14 protein-coding genes are annotated in these 17,893 nt (G+C 47.3%); 4 read left to right on the plus strand and 10 right to left on the minus strand.

Annotated features, from left to right (window positions below):
* The first annotated feature begins 187 nt into the window (after positions 1-187).
* Positions 188-2,557 (plus strand): YgiQ family radical SAM protein, encoded by a 2,370-nt coding sequence (locus tag D9A03_RS13005; RefSeq protein ID WP_254055038.1) that lies wholly within the window; start codon positions 188-190, stop codon positions 2,555-2,557.
* 60 nt (positions 2,558-2,617) lie between these two features.
* Here D9A03_RS13005 and D9A03_RS13010 read toward each other — a convergent pair whose 3' ends face one another.
* Together D9A03_RS13010 and D9A03_RS13015 are read right to left on the minus strand one after the other, a co-directional pair.
* Positions 2,618-3,307 carry a methyltransferase gene (locus D9A03_RS13010; RefSeq protein ID WP_120497596.1) on the minus strand — a complete coding sequence of 230 codons (690 nt, stop codon included), beginning with the start codon at positions 3,305-3,307 and terminating at the stop codon, positions 2,618-2,620.
* A 125-nt stretch (positions 3,308-3,432) separates the two neighbouring features.
* Complete coding sequence (locus D9A03_RS13015; RefSeq protein ID WP_162938139.1) at positions 3,433-4,563, minus strand: vWA domain-containing protein; 1,131 nt, start codon at positions 4,561-4,563, stop codon at positions 3,433-3,435.
* A gap of 268 nt (positions 4,564-4,831) precedes the next feature.
* Here D9A03_RS13015 and D9A03_RS13020 point away from each other — a divergent pair, with 268 nt between their 5' ends.
* From D9A03_RS13020 to D9A03_RS13030, 3 genes are all read left to right on the plus strand, one after another.
* Positions 4,832-5,242 carry a DUF3010 family protein gene (locus D9A03_RS13020; protein WP_120497597.1) on the plus strand — a complete coding sequence of 137 codons (411 nt, stop codon included), beginning with the start codon at positions 4,832-4,834 and terminating at the stop codon, positions 5,240-5,242.
* Between the two features lie 105 nt (positions 5,243-5,347).
* Entirely contained in the window at positions 5,348-5,842 is a 495-nt protein-coding gene (locus D9A03_RS13025) for a hypothetical protein (protein ID WP_120497598.1), read from the plus strand.
* Positions 5,835-6,329 (plus strand): hypothetical protein, encoded by a 495-nt coding sequence (locus D9A03_RS13030; RefSeq protein WP_120497599.1) that lies wholly within the window; start codon positions 5,835-5,837, stop codon positions 6,327-6,329. Before D9A03_RS13025 ends, D9A03_RS13030 begins: the two co-directional genes overlap by 8 nt.
* An 11-nt stretch (positions 6,330-6,340) precedes the next feature.
* Here D9A03_RS13030 and guaD read toward each other — a convergent pair whose 3' ends face one another.
* From guaD to xdhA, 8 genes are all read right to left on the minus strand, one after another.
* Complete coding sequence (gene guaD / locus D9A03_RS13035; protein WP_120497600.1) at positions 6,341-7,663, minus strand: guanine deaminase; 1,323 nt, start codon at positions 7,661-7,663, stop codon at positions 6,341-6,343.
* A gap of 410 nt (positions 7,664-8,073) precedes the next feature.
* Positions 8,074-9,141: a BMP family ABC transporter substrate-binding protein gene (locus D9A03_RS13040; protein WP_120497601.1), complete on the minus strand. Its 1,068-nt coding sequence runs from the start codon at positions 9,139-9,141 to the stop codon at positions 8,074-8,076.
* A gap of 180 nt (positions 9,142-9,321) precedes the next feature.
* Positions 9,322-10,242 carry an ABC transporter permease gene (locus D9A03_RS13045; protein ID WP_120497602.1) on the minus strand — a complete coding sequence of 307 codons (921 nt, stop codon included), beginning with the start codon at positions 10,240-10,242 and terminating at the stop codon, positions 9,322-9,324.
* Positions 10,243-10,247: 5 nt separating this feature from the next.
* Positions 10,248-11,333: an ABC transporter permease gene (locus D9A03_RS13050; RefSeq protein ID WP_120497603.1), complete on the minus strand. Its 1,086-nt coding sequence runs from the start codon at positions 11,331-11,333 to the stop codon at positions 10,248-10,250.
* Positions 11,330-12,922: an ABC transporter ATP-binding protein gene (locus D9A03_RS13055; RefSeq protein ID WP_254055039.1), complete on the minus strand. Its 1,593-nt coding sequence runs from the start codon at positions 12,920-12,922 to the stop codon at positions 11,330-11,332. Before D9A03_RS13055 ends, D9A03_RS13050 begins: the two co-directional genes overlap by 4 nt.
* Positions 12,923-13,026: 104 nt before the next feature.
* Positions 13,027-14,037, minus strand: coding sequence for a xanthine dehydrogenase accessory protein XdhC (gene xdhC / locus D9A03_RS13060; RefSeq protein ID WP_120497604.1), 1,011 nt, complete (start codon positions 14,035-14,037; stop codon positions 13,027-13,029).
* Positions 14,037-16,376, minus strand: a complete 2,340-nt coding sequence (gene xdhB, locus D9A03_RS13065; protein ID WP_174233650.1) for a xanthine dehydrogenase molybdopterin binding subunit — start codon at positions 16,374-16,376, stop codon at positions 14,037-14,039. Before xdhB ends, xdhC begins: the two co-directional genes overlap by 1 nt.
* Before the next feature lie 4 nt (positions 16,377-16,380).
* Positions 16,381-17,889 (minus strand): xanthine dehydrogenase small subunit, encoded by a 1,509-nt coding sequence (gene xdhA, locus D9A03_RS13070; protein WP_120497606.1) that lies wholly within the window; start codon positions 17,887-17,889, stop codon positions 16,381-16,383.
* Positions 17,890-17,893 lie beyond the last annotated feature (4 nt).

The following is a 17,893-nucleotide window of genomic DNA, read 5'->3' on the forward strand; positions in this document are numbered from 1 at the left end:
ATGGCTGGTTTGCAGGGAAAGATAAACTGGAATACTTGACCTAAGCGCTCAAGTAGTTAAAAGAGGGCAACAGATTTTTGCTGACCATTTATCGTGGATGAAACAGATCATGCTATAGTGATCTGGCGGAGTGGTCAGGCGGCAACGACCGCAATGAATTGTCAGAGAGAAATTAACGTAGGCCAGAATGATGCCAGAAGCCAACCCTGCAGCCAGCCCCAAAACCGGACCAGACACCGGAAATGCGCCCTGTAACTTGGCTAAGAGTGCGATGAATAACGCGCCCGGTAAAGGAGGGAGTTCCGCTAAGGTTACGAAGAAGGAAGCTGGCAGTGATGCCAAGAATATTTTTTCCTATCGTAAATACTGGGCACAGCGTTTTGGCATTGCGCCGTTCCTGCCTATGTCTCGTGAAGAAATGGACCTGCTGGGCTGGGACAGTTGTGACGTCATTATTGTCACGGGTGATGCCTATGTAGATCATCCCAGTTTCGGCATGGCGATTATGGGGCGATTACTCGAGGCTCAGGGCTTTCGCGTCGGGATCATTGCGCAGCCTGAATGGTCTAATGCAGACGCTTTTAAGGCGCTGGGCAAACCAAATCTCTATTACGGTGTAACTGGCGGTAATATGGACTCAATGATCAACCGTTATACGGCTGATCGTCGGGTTCGTCACAATGACAGTTACACACCGAATGATGAGGGTGGCAAACGCCCGGACCGTTCTGTTATTGTTTATTCTCAACGCTGCCGGGAAGCCTACAAGGATGTACCGATTGTCATCGGCGGTATCGAGGCATCCCTGCGTCGTACAGCTCACTATGACTATTGGTCTGACAAAGTTCGCCGTTCCGTTCTTATTGATAGCAAGGCGGACATTCTGCTTTATGGAAATGCAGAGCGAGCGATTGTTGATCTGACACACCGTGTTGCCGCAGGGGAAGCCCCAAAGGATATTGATGACATCCGCGGCACCGTGATTGTACGCAAGGAAATCCCTGACGGCTGGACCGTTGCCGATATGACGGACATTGAGGATGACAATGATCTTCATCATATTCCAGATCGTGCTGAAGCCCGTAAAAAGCTGAGAGCTGCCGATAAAGATAAAACCGCTGTGCGCCTGCCGTCTTATGAAGAGGTCATTGCGGACAAGGCACTTTACGCGCAGGCATCGCGAGTTGTGCATCTGGAAAGTAACGCAGGTAATGCTCGTGTTATGGTTCAAAAGCATGGGGATCGCGATATCTGGATTAACCAGCCGCCGATCCCGCTGACCACGCCGGAAATGGATGGTGTGTTCGACCTGACCTATGCCCGTGCGCCGCATCCGGTTTATGGCGATGCCAAGCTGGCGGCTTGGGATATGATCCGTTTTTCCGTCAATATCATGCGCGGATGTTTTGGCGGCTGTTCTTTCTGCTCCATTACCGAGCACGAAGGCCGGGTTATTCAAAGTCGTTCGGAAGAATCAATTCTGAAAGAAATAGAAGATATTCGCGACAAGGTTGATGGCTTTACCGGACAAATTACCGATATGGGCGGTCCGACTGCTAATATGTATCGCATGGCCTGTAAGGATGACAAAATTCAAAAGGTTTGTCGTCGTCTGTCCTGTGTCTATCCTGATATTTGTAAGAACCTTGATACCAGCCACGAAAGCTTGATCCAGCTGTATCGCAAGGCACGGGATATCAAGGGCATTAAAAAGATTTCTATCCAGTCCGGTCTTCGATATGACATCGCGGTCAAAAGCCCGACCTATATCAAGGAGCTGGTGACCCATCACGTTGGTGGCTATTTGAAGATTGCGCCAGAACATACCGAAGAACGTGCGTTGTCCAAGATGATGAAGCCGGGCATTGGGACCTATGATCGCTTCAAATCCATGTTCGATGTGGCGGCGAAAAAGGCGGGTAAAGAGCTATACCTCATCCCTTATTTCATTGCAGCACACCCCGGTTGTGAAGATGAAGACATGATGAACCTCGCAATTTGGCTCAAGCAAAATGGCTTCCGGGCAGATCAGGTTCAGAACTTTATTCCATCCCCGATGGCACTTTCCACGGCCATGTACCACAGCGAGCGCAACCCGCTACGCCCGATCCGTCGTCATAGCGGTGAAGTTGTGCAAACAGCAAAAGGCATGAAGCAGCGTCGCTTGCACAAGGCTTTCTTGCGCTATCACGATCCTGAAAATTGGCCAATTTTGCGTGAAGCACTCAGAAATCTGGGTCGTGCCGATCTTATTGGTCCGGGGAAAAAACATCTGGTGCCTGCGCATCAGCCTATTGGGACAGGCGATAACAAACCGGGTGCCAGAGGTTACGCGAAAAAGAAAGACGGCAGTAAAGGTGGGAAACCTTTCTTTACAACCCACGCGGGACAGGGACGTCGTCGTGCCCATGACAAGGTACCTGCAGCTTCCGGGAATTCAGACGGACCAGCCCGCGGTGCCACAGCACATGGCAAAGCGAAACCCACGGGTAAACCTGCCCGTGGCAAACCAACTCGGAGCAAGCCAACGGGGCAAAGACGACGAACACGTACCTAGATCTGGTTAGAAAATCGAAAAGCCTGAAATGTGGGAAGTAATGTTTCAGGCTTCTTTTGTTTAGGCTAGGTCGCGATACTTTGCTTCGACCAGATAGACGATCTCGGAATGGACACCGTTGATTTCAACGAAATGAGCATCGCCTGTACGCTGGTTTTGCTCTACGCGGTGCCAGAATTCTTGATAGTGGTCTCTGATTTCGGTTTGAAAGACCCCAATAATCTTATAATCGAAACCTTTGTTGTGGGCGTAGTTTGCGGCCTTGTTGATCGATGACAGACTGGTTTGTAGAAAGAATATACGCCCATCTTGTTTGAGATGTTGGGTGCTGAAATCAAAAAGATCCTGGATCATATCTATGCCATAGATTCCACCGCTGAAAAACTCTTTCCCTGATGCTTTTACGGTTGGCAGAGAGGCGGGGTTAGAGATGATGAAGTCGTATTTTTCATCAATAATATCGTCACTAATCAGGTGAGGCTGAAAATTAGAACAATCGTTTAGGTCTATGTTTTCTTTGCATAAACCTATTGCGTCGAGATCAATGTCAAACCCGGTTACAGATTGTGCCCCGCGTTTTGCGGCATAGATACCAAGCACCCCGGTGCCACAGCCAAAATCGCAAATTATTTGTTGCGTGAAATCCAGGTTTTCAAGATAGAGAAGAAGAAATTCAGAATAGCGAGTGACACGAATTTTCTCGGTTTCGAGAATGTTGAGTTCCTGTAATCCCGCGCTGAATTTCTTCATATAAAATCACCGTTGCTGTTGACCCGCTTTATTTTCTCTTTAGTTTTAGGTGTTCTCATCAATCTATTATAACATATGGGGATGAATTCAGCTTTATCACCCCCAATCAACTATAGTTGTTTAGCTTAATAGAGTTGCTGTTTCAGCGTTTCTTGAACAGCCTGATCAAATGAGTCCGTCTTGCCTTGTTCTTTCGCTTTTTCGGCTACGTAGGCATCATGCTTTTTAATCAGTTTACTCATGCTTCTTTCAAGCTGCTCACGCCTTTCAAGCTTGGCATCGATGTAGGCCTGTTTCTCGCCATCGGATTTACCCTGTAATTCCTTTGGCAGATCGCTGTCCTTGATTTTATCGAGTGATACAGCACCATTTTTAATATCAGCAACCAAATCACCACCGCCTGTGATCACCTCTTTGACCGAAGAACGCTTGGAATAAAATTTGGAATTTTCTACCTGTACAGAGCTTGGGGCTGCTTCTTTTAGCTCCATTTTATCCTGCACGGCGGATTGTTCTTCTTCTGATCCATAGGCAATAACGGTTTCATCAATACGCTTTTGCAGGATAATAATATCGCCATCAAAAGGTGTTTCGATAATCTTGATCTGGCCGCCATCCTGTGGAATAGGGATATAGCGTCCGTTACCGAGTTGAGCTATTTCTTTCCAGATTTTCTTGGTTTCCCGATCTCCGCCAGCCTGTACAGCGTTGACGATAATCCCTTCTTTTCTGGCTTTCTTTATCACGTCAGGGTATTTGGGCGCGTTTTCATAATCCATATGCGGCGGGGCATCCCCCACGAGGAAAACAATGCGTTGGGTATCTTCGCCTTCTGTCCAATCCAGTTGACGAACGGACGCATCCAGTGCCTCATTCACAGCTTCGGGCGTGTCACCACCACCATTGGCCTGAAAGTGGACCAGATTACCGTACAGGCCCTGTATATCTGGGCTCATATCATAGGACTTGATAACGTAATCATCACCGATGTCGCGATAACCGATCAGTGCCATTTCGATGTTGGCATCGGGGTGAATGTCCACGATGGTATTGGCGATAGACCAGATCTTGCGCTTGGCCCCATCAATCAAATCGGCCATAGACCCGGTGGTATCCAGAACAAAAGCAACCTCTATCCGTGGTTGACCGTTTTGATTGTCAGCAAAGGCTGTTGAGGCCAATAGGGGAGACGAAAATCCATAAAGTGCTGTTGATGTCAAAAGTCCTGTCAGTAATCCGCGTACTGATTTTTTCATCAGATTGCTCCTATCTCTTTCATGAAAATAGTCTGCTTGTTTTTTTGGAGGGCTTAAGCATCACTTGCCAATATGGTGTGAAAAAGTGACTATCGTGGCAAAGGTGGCAGTGCTGGCACAGTCTTGCCCTATTCATTAACGGAAGGCTTTTCTCTAAGCTCTGACGTGTTTCAAAACAGTATGTTGTTTTTTGCGCTCAACGTGATGAAAAACATAGTTAAATTATATGTCTTCCTCAGTTGGAAGAGAGAACGTAACAGGAAGTAAAATGCGTGTTTGTGGTATCGAACTTAAAAGTAATGAAGCTATTTTAGTTGTTTTAGAAGCGGCAGAAGACGGCCCAGTTTATATTGCCCTTCCCACGCGCAAGATCACTCTGGGCGATAGTGATAAAGCCGCTGATGTTACCGATTTTCAACGCAAAATCACAGCCTTCTTTAAAGAGAACGATGTCACGAAAGTCGCCATTAAAAAGCGCGCCAAAAAAGGAAAGTTTGCAGGCGGCCCCGATACCTTCAAAATGGAGGCTTTAATACAAGTTATCCCCGATCTGGAAGTGCAGCTAGTTACACCACAAGCCTTAGCCGCCATGGAGAAAAAACAGGATATTATCTATCCGAACAGTCTAATGAAATATCAAGAAGTGGCGTATTTGGCTGGTGTCTGGTTGTTCAAGTGATTGTAAGGTTTGATTGTAATTTACGTAAACTATTGAGATGAATTGTATTAATAGACTTCTGGACTAATCCTTATCTCTCATCATTTGATAAGGGAAGTTATTGGAATGGATTATACTGGAATTTTATACGGTAATGACAAGGAACAAGCAGAACAGAAAAGAGAACAGCTAGACGACAAGATGTTCAGAATGTTCGTCGATGGTCATGCTGGTAAAGGGAATAAGCTGACTTATGAACAGGCGAAGTGGTGGTGGCGTAATGCGGGTGGAAAACCACTTGTTGTTGATGGCAGAGAATTAAAAGTATGGAAGGTTGGAGACGAGCACGAGATAGCAGCCCCTACATCTCTTGATGATCCTTGGTCTTTAGACGACCTAAAAGTTCATGGTCATGTGTCTACCAATCCGAAGAATGGTCGAATTTGGGATGGGAAATATGATTTTAAACCTAGGGAGATGAGCGTTCCTGAGGATGCCGGTATAGTGGATAAAATTAGGGTTGGGTCTAGAAATTTTTTAAATGAACGTGCGATTGATGAACACGGAAAGGGAACACCTTTTTGGATCAGGTATCGCTACGAGGATAAAGATTTTGAGTAAGATTAAAAAATATCTTATGTATTTGGGTGTTATTCTTGGTTGGGGAATACTTTTTCTCATTTTTCAGGTATTTAAATCAGACAAAGAATATTATTATCACAATTTTACCCGGCCGGATAATTATACCATTCGTAGAGATGGTGACGTTATTATTCCGGCGACAGTCGTCGACCACGATATTATGCCTGGATATTACGTTGGCTTACAACTCCCAGCGGAATATTTGGAGTGTGATGGAGGACGTAACGGATATAAAATTCGTATTCGTAATGAGGAAAACTATTTCATTCTGTCCACAGAGACAGGAGAAGCCCTCTTTTACAAATCCCGGGAAGAATTTGAAAGAAAACTTAAAAGATTGGGTCTCTATAACAATTTAGAACTGGATTATACAGCTTTTAAGACCAGTTGGAAATATCTGTCCAATGGCTATCACAGAGTTGATTGGGACGATTGTGAGTTGACTGACAGCCGTCCCAATGGATGAAGATGAATATTTTACCCCTTATAAACCCGTTCTCCCGCCACATAGGTAGCTGAGATTGCACGATCATCGCCGAGGATCATGAGAGAGAAGAGGACGTCTTCGAGGTTTTCTGAAACTTCCTGACGGCTTTCCAGCACTGGCGTAGCTTTGGGGTCTAATACAACTATATCAGCGTACTTTCCGGTGTCCAGATTACCAATGTTTTTATCTTGCTTGAGTTGCTTGGCATTGCCAAGGGTGGCCAGATAGAAGGCATCGTGGGCGGTTATTTTCCGGCCCTTGAGCATGGCGACTTTATAGGCCTCACCCAAGGTTTGCAGCATGGAATAGCTTGTACCACCGCCGACATCTGTGGCTACGCCAACACCTACGGGGCGTCCGGGTTTGGACAGGTGGTCGATGTCAAACAGGCCGGATCCCAGAAAGTTGTTTGATGTCGGGCAATGCACCACGGTGGAGCCACTTTCGGCTAGGCGCTGGCATTCCCGTTCTGACAGATGAATGCCGTGGGCAAAGAACGAATTTTCGCCCAACAGGTTAAAGTGATCGTAAACGTCAGTATAGTCTTTGGACCAAGGGAATTGTTTTTGCACCGTGGCAATCTCGCCGGGACTTTCTGACAGGTGAGTTTGCATCAAACAATCTGGATTATCTTTATAGAGATCACCAGTTACCTGTAATTGAGCATCAGTTGAGGTAACGGCAAAACGTGGTGTGATCGCGTATTTCAATCGTCCCTTGTTATCCCACTTGTTGATCAGATCCTGTGAGTCCCTTGCCGCGGTTTCTGGTGTATCCAGAACAGCATCGGGCGCAAGCCTGTCCATCATGGTCTTGCCCGTAATCATGGACATCCCGCGCTTTTCTGCGGCGGCAAATAAGGTGTCGGCACAGGTCTTGTGCACCGAACAGAAGGCGAGGGCAGAGGTCGTGCCATTGGCAAAAAGACGATCAAGGAAAAACTCTGCAGCCTTGGCGGCATATTCTTCAGAACTGTAGCGACTCTCTTCTGGGAAGGTAAAGCGATTGAGCCAGTCCAGAAGATCTTTACCGGGTGCCGCAAGAATACGGTATTGTGGAAAGTGAATATGCGGGTCAATAAAGCCGGCCATAATGATTTTATCGTCGTAATCATCGCATGGCAGATCTTTAAACTCATCGGGTAACCGGGCAAAGGCACCTTGCCAGAGAATACGCCCGCTTTTGCTGATAACAACGGTGCCCTTGGCCTCGTATCGGACCGAGTTTTCATTTCCCTTGATACGTGGGTTATCGGTAAAGTTAATGGTCGCACCGCGGAGTAATTTGGCAGCTGTTTGATCTTTGTTTGTCATCATATGACCTTGGCGTTATCAGCCGGAGATCCGGCAGTTGATCTTCATTGCGATAATAGACCGCTCAGCTTAAGAAAGCGTGGACACTTTTAGCCATGATTTATGCAGGGCGAAATAGATGCCAAACCTTTTCCAACAAGCAAGTCTATAGATCCAAGATTATTGACCTTTACGGGTTTACCCGTCTGGCAATTGGTCTTGGGACCGTAACTTTATTTTTTTGTAATTCTGTTCGGATGTCTGAATGAAAAGGCTACCCATTTTTGGATTTATCTTTCTGACGATCCTGCTTTTTCTTTTAAAAGCTTGTTTTTTGACCCGGGCACCAGCCCTTAATTTTTTAAAAGGCTGGTGTTAATCCCGGATTTTCTTCAAGGCATCAAATTATATGGTGCCTCTGTCAATTTGGTTTATTGCGGCAGTTGATCGTCAACACCTTTGACGTACCAGTTCATGCCAAGTAGCTCACCAACAGCAACAGTTTCACCTTCTTTAGCGGCAACTGAACCGTCCTGTTTGGTGATTGGGCCTTGGAATGGGTGCAGTTCACCGGATGTAATTTTTGCTTCGGTTTCCTGTGCAGCTTTTTTCACATCTTCAGGAAGGTTGGTGTAATCTGCCATCACAACCATCTTCTCATTCAGACCGCCCCATGTATCTTCGGATTTCCATGTGCCATCCAGTGCAGCCTGTGTACGGCTGACGTAGTAAGACGCCCAGTCATCAATGATGGATGTTAGCTGTGCTTTTGGTGCAAAGGCAATCATGTCAGATGCTTGACCAAAGCCGTGTACACCCTGTTCTTGAGCAATTTGAAGTGGTGCTGTTGAATCTGTGTGCTGTGTGATGATGTCAGCGCCCTGACCGATCAGAACCTTGGCAGCATCGGCTTCTTTACCCGGGTCAAACCATGAGTTCACCCAAACGACCTTCAGTTTGAAATCAGGGTTAACAGATTGTGCACCCAGCATAAAGGCATTGATACCACGAACAACTTCCGGAATTGGGAAAGACGCAATATAACCTGCGACACCTGATTTGGATTGTTTTGCAGCAATTTGCCCAATGATGTAACGACCTTCATAGAAACGTGAAGAATAGGTCGAAACGTTGTCGGAACGCTTGTAGCCAGTTGCATGTTCAAATTTTACATCCGGGAAGCGTTTGGCAACTTTCAGAGTTGGTTCCATGAAACCAAAGGAAGTTGTGAAAATCAGTTTAGAGCCTTTACGGGCGAGACGTTCAATTGCACGCTCTGCATCCGGGCCTTCGGCTACCTTTTCGACATAGGTCGTTTCAACCTTGTCACCAAGCTGCTCTTCGATGGCTTTACGGCCCTGATCGTGCTGGTAGCTCCAACCGTGGTCACCGACGGGGCCAACGTATACAAAACCGACTTTCAGTTTATCTGCAGCAGATGCCGGAACTATCGCTAGGGATAGTGCGATCGCGGCGGCAAATCCCAAGATTTTCTTCATTTGGGTTATCCTTCCCTGATTAGCGAATTCCCTTAGGGTCAAGAGAACTCCTCGCGGCCGTTTCATTCTTTTGACGTCGGCGCTGGCCGATCTATGCGATGACGTCCGTTTAATTCTGTTCTCTCCGATTGGCTTTTGTGATGTAAAGCCACAGGTGTTTACCAACCAGAGAATTCTATATTATCGATCTGGAACAAAGGTTTGACCGATACATGCTGGTGTATTTACACGAGTTAGTGTTTTGTTGCCAGAAATAATGACCAAGGCAATGATGGTTACGACGTAAGGCAACGATGACAGGAACTGTGATGGTATACCGAAGCCAAGCGCCTGTACATAGAGACCCATGATCCAGACTGCACCAAAGAGGTAGGCGCCAATTGCCAGGCGTTTGGGCAACCAGGTCGAGAAAACCACCAAAGCTAACGCAACCCAGCCACGCCCGGCTGTCATGTTCTCAATCCACTGTGGTGTATAGGCTAGCGAGAGATAAGCCCCGGCAAGGCCGGAACAGGCCCCACCAAACATAATACAGGCATAACGGACGGCGATCACATTGTATCCCAGCGCATGGGCTGAATTATGATTGTCCCCGACAGAGCGAATGATCAAGCCTAATCTGGTTTTAAACAAAACGTAGGTTGTTCCAAAAATCAGAGCGACAGAGGTATAGACCAGAATGTCTTGTCCAAAGAGGATTGGCCCGATGAAGGGGATTGTACTCAGGAAGGGAATGGAGAGTTGTTGCAGCTTGACACCGGGAAGACCGACAAAAGATTCTCCGATAAGCCCTGATAACCCTAATCCTAGAAGAGTAAGAGCCAGTCCGGTTGCGACCTGATTAGTGGCCAGTGTTTGTGTTAGAATGGCAAAGAAGAAGGCGAGGGCGACGCCCCCCAGAACACCGGCTAGAATACCGATATAGGGATTACCCGTCGTATAGGCTGCGGCAAAGCCACAAACAGCGCCCATAACCATCATACCCTCGACACCCAGATTGAGAACGCCGGACCTTTCGGTAACCAATTCCCCAATTGCTGCCAGCAACAAAGGGGTTGAAGCGGTGATAATTGTCAAGATGACAGCTTGTGTTGCATCCATTGGTCTTACTCCGCCGCTACTGATTGTTGTTTGGTCGAGGTTAGCATTTTAATCCGATAGAGGATCAGCGTATCACAGGCCAAAATAAAGAAGAGCAAAATGCCTTGGAAAACCTGTGCTGTTTTATCGGATACCCCCAGATCAATCTGTGCGGCTTCTCCGCCGATATAGGTAATAGCAAGCATAATGCCGGCAAAGAGAACACCGATGGGATTTAATCGGCCAAGAAAAGCGACAATGATCGCTGTGAAACCATAGCCGGGGGAAATGGTTGGTTGTAACTGTCCGCTAGGGCCGGCCACTTCGCCAATTCCGGCAATTCCTGCCAAACCGCCGGAAAGTAATAAGCAGAACCAGACGATTTTCTTTCGGGAAAAGCCGGCAAAACGACCTGCTCGTGGAGAATTCCCGATAACCAGTATCTCAAAACCCTTTAGTGTTCTGCTCATGAGAACTGTCAGGATGATAACAACGATAACCGCGAGGATGATCCCTATATGAACCCGTCCATCTCCAAGAGTTGGCAGTAACTGCCAGCCTTCAAAGGCGATCGACTGTGGAAAGTTAAAGCCTTTTGGATCTTTCCAGGGACCGCGAACAACCCAGTCCAAGAAGAGTTGGGCGATATAGACCAGCATTAACGAGGTCAGAATTTCGTTTGCATTAAATCGGTTTTTTAAAAAAGCAGGGATTGCAGCATAGAGCGCGCCCCCAAAAGCCCCAAGTGTGATCATGGCAACAAGTGTAAGCGGCGATTGCCAGGATGTGAAAACGATAGGGACAATTGATCCAACAATCGCACCGATGGTTAATTGGCCTTCTGCGCCGATATTCCATACGTTCGCCATGTAGCAGACGGAAAGCCCGGCACCGATCAAGATGAGGGGGGCAGCCTTAACGAAAACCTCTTCCAGTGACCACATTGATGTCAAAGGCTCTATAAAATAAACATAGAGAGCTTCGAAGGGGTTGAGGCCTTGAACCGCAAAAATAATGGCACCAGTGAGAACAGTCAGAGCAATAGCCAATAGCGGTGACATAAGAGTCATGAATTCCGAGTGTTCTGAACGTTTTTCCAACACGAGTTTCATGCGCTTACCTTCTCATTTGCCCCAGTTTTGTCTTGGGTTTTCTTTTCATGAGCTCCAGCCATCAGCAAGCCGATCTTTTCCAGCGTAAGATCGCCAGCGGGGAAAGCTTCTGAAAGTTGCCCGCGCGAGATGACTGCAATTCGATCTGCGATTTCAAAAATTTCGTCCAAATCCTGGGATATGACCAAGACTGCTGATCCCGCCAAGGCAAGATCTATCATTGCTTGCCTGATCAAGGCTGCAGCTCCGGCATCGACGCCCCATGTAGGCTGGTTGATAACAAGAACCTTGGGTTTTCGATCCAACTCTCGGCCCACAACAAATTTTTGCAAATTACCACCAGAAAGGGATCTAGCTTCCGGGTCTGGTTTGCCTTTGCGGACGTCATAATCACGGGTGATCCGTTCGTTAATCGCAATAGCATTCTCGCGGTCGATAAAGCCGGATTTTGAAAGACCTGCGTCATCGGAATGGCGGGTCAGGACGATATTTTCCGAAAGGGAAAGTCCTGGGACGGCACCGTGGCCTAATCGTTCTTCTGGAACGAAGCCTGCTCCATTACGTCGACGTTCTGTTATCGTATCCAAACCACTATCACGTCCGTCGACTTGAATGTTTCTTGCTGTGTCTGCGGTACGTTCTCCTGAAATCGCATCAAACAGCTCTGATTGTCCGTTACCTGCAACACCGGCAATGGCAACAACTTCACCTGCTTTGACATCCAGATTGATATCTACAAGGGAAACGCCAAAGGGACCGTCAGCTGCTTGGGATAGTTTGTTGAGTTTCAGCAGTATTTCACCGGGGTTGTGCTCTCTGTTGGCGTTGATTGCGTGAACATCTGCACCAACCATCAATCTGGCAAGACTGGCGGCAGTTTCTTCCTGTGGATCAACCTGTCCGACAACTTTGCCCATGCGCAGGATCGTTGCATCGTGGCAAAGTCGTTTAACTTCATCCAGACGGTGAGAGATGTATAGAACGGCGCAACCTTCCTTCGCCAATCGTTCCAGTGTCAGGAACAGTTGATCCGCTTCCTGAGGTGTCAAAACTGCGGTTGGCTCATCCATGATCAACAGGCGCGGTTCCTGTAAAAGGCAGCGGACAATTTCAATACGCTGCCGTTCGCCGACAGATAGATCGGCAACTAGCGCTGTGGGTTCCAGCGGAAGGCCGTATTCTTTTGAAACATCTGATATCTTTTGGGAAAGGTTTTTGATGTCTGTATCTTTTGGCAGGGCGAGGGCGATGTTTTCAACAACGCTTAAAGCTTCAAACAGAGAGAAGTGCTGAAACACCATGCCGACACCCAAATTTCGGGCTGCAGCGGGGTTGGCAATGGATACTTCTTTCCCCAGCCAGTGCAGAGAACCTTTGGTGGGTTGCAAGGATCCGTAGATAATTTTGACAAGGGTTGATTTCCCGGCCCCGTTTTCCCCAAGAAGGGCGTGAATTTCACCCGGTGCAAGTTTGAGCGTAACATCATCGTTCGCGGCCAAATCCCCGAACATCTTGGTGATTCCGCGCGCTTCTAACAGATATTCTGCCGACGCTGCCGTGCCGCCTTTTGTGGATACATGATCCCCCAATTGCTGGCCCTCCCAATAAGCCTGTTTTCCCAGATCAGTAAATTTTTCAGTAAGTTTTTAACTCTCCGGTTTTTAACTTACTAGTTTTAATTCATTTTTTTGTCTTATTGGACAAATTTTGCGGTTTTTTCAACTCTATTCAAGTCTGTCATATTATTGGAATCCAAAACTGCTTCTCGTTTGGATATTTCTTCATCTTTTATGAGTAGTTCTGCTGTTACTGATGCGGCGATTGCCGCTGGATGTTTGGACTTTATGCCGTCAATCCCAATAGGACAGATAAGTTTGTTGATATTCCTGTTTTCCATGCCAAATGATTTCAAACGGCTTTTAAAACGCGCTTTTTTTGTGCTTGATCCAATAACGCCGACATAGGCGAAGCGTTCGGCTGCAAGGGCGGCATTGACCAAGTCAAGATCAAGTGAATGGCTGTGGGTCATGATCACAATAAAGGCGCCGTTTGGTGCCAAAACCAAGGTTTCCACTGGTGTTGGTGTATAAACTTTCTCGACATTACCGGCTGTAATCGGTGGCAAGGCATTATGGCGGGAATCAATCCAGACAAGATCAAAGGGCAGTGCTGCCATATTGAGCATCAATGCACGCCCAATGTGCCCCGCACCATAGAGATAAACCTGACGTTTCTTTTCGCCGAAGTTTTCCAGAATATCTCCATTGGTATCAAAGTTTAGCTCTTGGTGTATCTCATCGGTAACTTCACGGATAACGCGGTCGTCTGTATAGTAACCTCGTGTAGAAAAGGGGCCTGTTTCTTCCTGTACCGCTAATTCTCGTACATGCTCTAGCTGTTCTTTCGCAAAGACTTCGATAAGCAATTTGACCGCACCGCCACAGCACTGACCGAGTTCTGGGCCGAGTGCATGTTGGCTGAAGTTCAGTAATGGTTTTTGATGATGCATAAGCTTTTGTGCATCAGCCTGCGCACGCCATTCGAGGGTGCCTCCGCCAATCGTTCCGTGAAAGCCACCATCGGGACGGATAACCATGCGTGTTCCGGCTTCTCGCGGGGCAGAGCCCAAGACTTCTGTCATGGTCACCATAGCGCAACAACCCGTGTCTTCCAGATTTTTTGCAATGAGTGACCAGACTTTCATTATTTTTCTCCAGCCTTTACGTCTCGTTTCTTTATATCTCTGACAGCGCGAAGAATATTCTCTGGTGTGGCTGGTGTATTGATCTGTGGTACTTGGCCGGGAGAGAGCGAGGCTATGGCATTGGTTATAGCCGAGAAAACTGCCGTAGCCAGCATTATCGGTGGTTCGCCTACGGCTTTTGATCTATAGATAGTATCTTCTCTGTTTCCACTTGAATTCCAGAGTTTTATACGAAAATCTTCAGGTACATCGGAAGCTGTCGGAATTTTATAGGTAGAGGGGGCATGGGTCCGAAGGCGTCCCTGATCATCATAGACCAGTTCTTCTGTGGTCAACCAGCCCATGCCCTGAACAAAACCACCTTCTATCTGTCCGATGTCTATGGCGGGGTTCAAGGACTTTCCCACGTCGTGCAGGATATCAACGCGATCCACTTTCATCTCGCCTGTCAGGGTATCAATGGTAACTTCCGCGCAACAGGCACCATAGGCAAAATAGAGGAATGGACGACCATCTTTGGTGTCTCGATCCCAGGTAATATGCGGTGTTGCATAGTAACCTGTTGAAGAAAGTGAGACACGTTCGAGAAAAGCCTGTTGCGTCAGTTCAGAAAAGGCAACTTCCTGGTCGCCGATTTTTACCTTGTTATGGGCAAAGTTGATGGCTGTTTTATCAACCTGATAAAGCTTGCTTGCGAGTTCTATCAGTCGATTTTTAATGGTTTCAGCGGCCTGTTTCGCTGCCATACCGTTCATATCAGAACCTGATGAGGCCGCTGTGGGGGCTGTATTGGGAACTTTATCGGTTTTTGTTGCAGTTATGCGAACATGCTCCAGATCAATACCAAATTCTTCGGCAACAACCTGTGCAACTTTGGTGTAAAGACCTTGCCCCATTTCGGTGCCGCCGTGATTAACCTGTACAGATCCATCAGTATAAACGTGGACAAGGGCGCCGGCCTGATTTAGGTGCTTAAGGGTAAAGGATATTCCGAATTTTACGGGATTAAGCGCGAGGCCTTTTTTGAGGAAGGGGCTTTTTTTGTTAAAGGTGGCTATTTCTTTGCGGCGGTTACGATAATCACTGGTACTTTCTAGTTCAGAAACAAGCTCGTCGAGGATGTTGTCCTGAACTTTCATACCGAATGGCGTAATATTGCGATCTTCATCGCCATAGAAATTGGTTTTTCGCACATCAAGTGGGTCGATATCCAACTTAATGGCGATGGTGTCCATCATACGTTCTGAAAAGACCATACCCTGCGGGCCACCAAAACCGCGAAAGGCAGTATTGGAAACAGTATTGGTCATTACACGGCGGGATAGGATGCGTACTTGCGGGTAGTAGTAAGAATTATCCGCATGGAACATGGTGCGATCATTCACACCAAGAGAAAGATCGGCGGAACAGCCACAGCGTGAATTGAACTCAACGTTGACGGCAGTTAGCTTTCCCTGATCATCGTATCCGGCTTGCCAATGACAGGCCTGATCATGACGTTTACCTGTCATTATCATATCATCATCGCGATCCAGACGCATTTTTGCCGGGCGTCCTGTGGCATGCGCTGCCAAGGCTGATAATGCAGCCCATTGCGCGGCCTGTGATTCCTTACCACCAAAGGCACCACCCATGCGGCGACATTCACAAACAATCGCGGCATCCTGAACGCCAAGCATTTTTGCGATGGTATGTTGAATTTCTGTAGGATGCTGGGTTGATGAATGAACCAGCATCTCACCATCATCCCCGGGAATGGCCATAGCGATTTGACCTTCCAGATAAAAGTGTTCCTGTCCGCCAATATGGAAACGATCTGCAATCTGGTTGGGAGATGACTTGATTATTTCATCCGGAGAACCTCTTAAAAATTCGTAGGGTGGCAAGACAGAGGCATCTTTTTCAAGACCATCTTCCACCGTTACCATAGGTGCCGTTTCTTCAATTTCGATCTTGGCCAATCTTGCGGCTTTTCTGGCCTCTAGATGGCTTTTCGCTGCGACGACAAAGATAACCTGTCCGTGAAAGAGAATGTGCCCATCTGCAAGGATCATATCATCGCCCATTGCGGGGCTACAGTCGTTAATCCCGGGAATATCTTTGGCGGTGAGAACGGTGACAACACCGAGGGCAGATTTTACGGCGCTCAAATCAAGGCTTCTAATTTTTCCGCAAGAGGCCTGCGCGTAGCCGGGGGCAAGATGGAGTGTCCCCTGTGGTTCGCGAATGTCATCGATATAGAGCGCGGTGCCTTTGATATGGCGTTCAGCACTATCGTGTTTATTGTCTTTACCGACTGTGGCTGTCGGCGTGTTTGCTGAAGGTGACTTGTGAAGCATTTTATTACACAGCCTCCCTTACATCACTGGCTCTGGCACCGATAACTCTGGTTTGCTTGCCTTGCTGATCAACTTTTCCGTTTGAAATTTCATGGAGTACTTTAATCAACAGACCTTTAGCAGCTTCCATTCGGTAATCGGCAGAGGCACGCATGTCAGAGAGAGGGTTAAAATCCTGTTCAAGGGCTTGTACAGCTTTTCCCCATGTCTCGGGGGCATTCAGGGCAATGTTGATCAGTGATTTTTCTGACTTCTCTGCCCGTTTGGGGATGCCCGCCATCCCCCCATAGGTAATGCGGGCTTGTGTAACTTTGCCGTTAACAATGGTCAGTCTGAACGCCGCCAACAGGGCTGAGATATCCTGATCAAAGCGTTTGCTGATTTTATAACTACGGAAAACTTCATTTTTAGCCAATTTTGGTATTCGGATCTTGCTGACAAATTCACCTTCTTTTCGATCTTGTTTTCCATAGTCGATGAAGAAGTTTTCCAGATCTATTTCTCTGGATTGTGTTCCTTTTTGCAATGTCAGCTTGGCGTCCAGTGCGATAAGCAGTGGTGGGCTATCCCCAATAGGTGATCCATTTGCAATGTTGCCGCCAATTGTGCCTGATGCGCGAACTTGCGTTGATCCAATCCTGCGGATGATTTCGGCAACATCTGGATCAATAGTGGCCAGTGTGTCCTTTGCATCAGCGTAGGTTACGCTAGCACCAATGGTAATCTCATCGTTGCTATGGGTAATTTTTTGAAGTTCTGTAACGCGCCCGATATGAATGATCTTGGGGAGGTCCCTTAGCTGTTTGGTGATCCAGAGACCAACATCTGTCGCGCCAGCTACGATCACAGCATCGGGATGTTTCTCGTAAAGTGCAGCTAAAGTTTCGTTGGATGCCGGGGCGGCGAAAAATGCTGTTTCATTCCCAATAAACAGATCTTCTTTGTCATCCAATTCATTGAGTTTGTCTGTTCTTACCGGGGCGTCTTCGTGAAAGCGATTCTGGGCTTTTCCGGTGCAGCTTTCCATTGCGGCATCAATAATTGGACGATAGCCCGTGCAGCGGCAGAGATTTCCCGCGAGTTGATCGTTAATTGTGTTTCTGTCTGCTTTTATTTCCGCGTGGTAAAGTGTAAAGAGTGACATCACAATGCCCGGTGTACAGAACCCGCATTGAGATCCGTGATGTCGCAACATTGCATCCTGAACCGGGTGGAGTTCCTGAGAATCTTTAGTTTGGGATCCTTTAGAGAGATCATCAATGGTGATGATTTCTTTGCCGTCCATCATGCCCAGTAATTGAATACAGCTATTGACGGTTTGGTATTCCAATTTACCGTCTTTCAGTGAACCGATTGCAACGCTACAGGCACCGCAATCTCCTTCACCGCAGCCTTCTTTGGTGCCACAGGACCCCTCTCTCAATCGCAAATAATCAAGTAAGGTTTCATTGGGATCGACATTGTTTAGTTCGACCAGTTCTCCGTCGCGAAGGAATTTAACACTTTGCCGCATTACC

The organism is Kiloniella sp. EL199, assembly GCF_900313065.1.
Classification (GTDB): Bacteria; Pseudomonadota; Alphaproteobacteria; order Kiloniellales; family Kiloniellaceae; genus Kiloniella.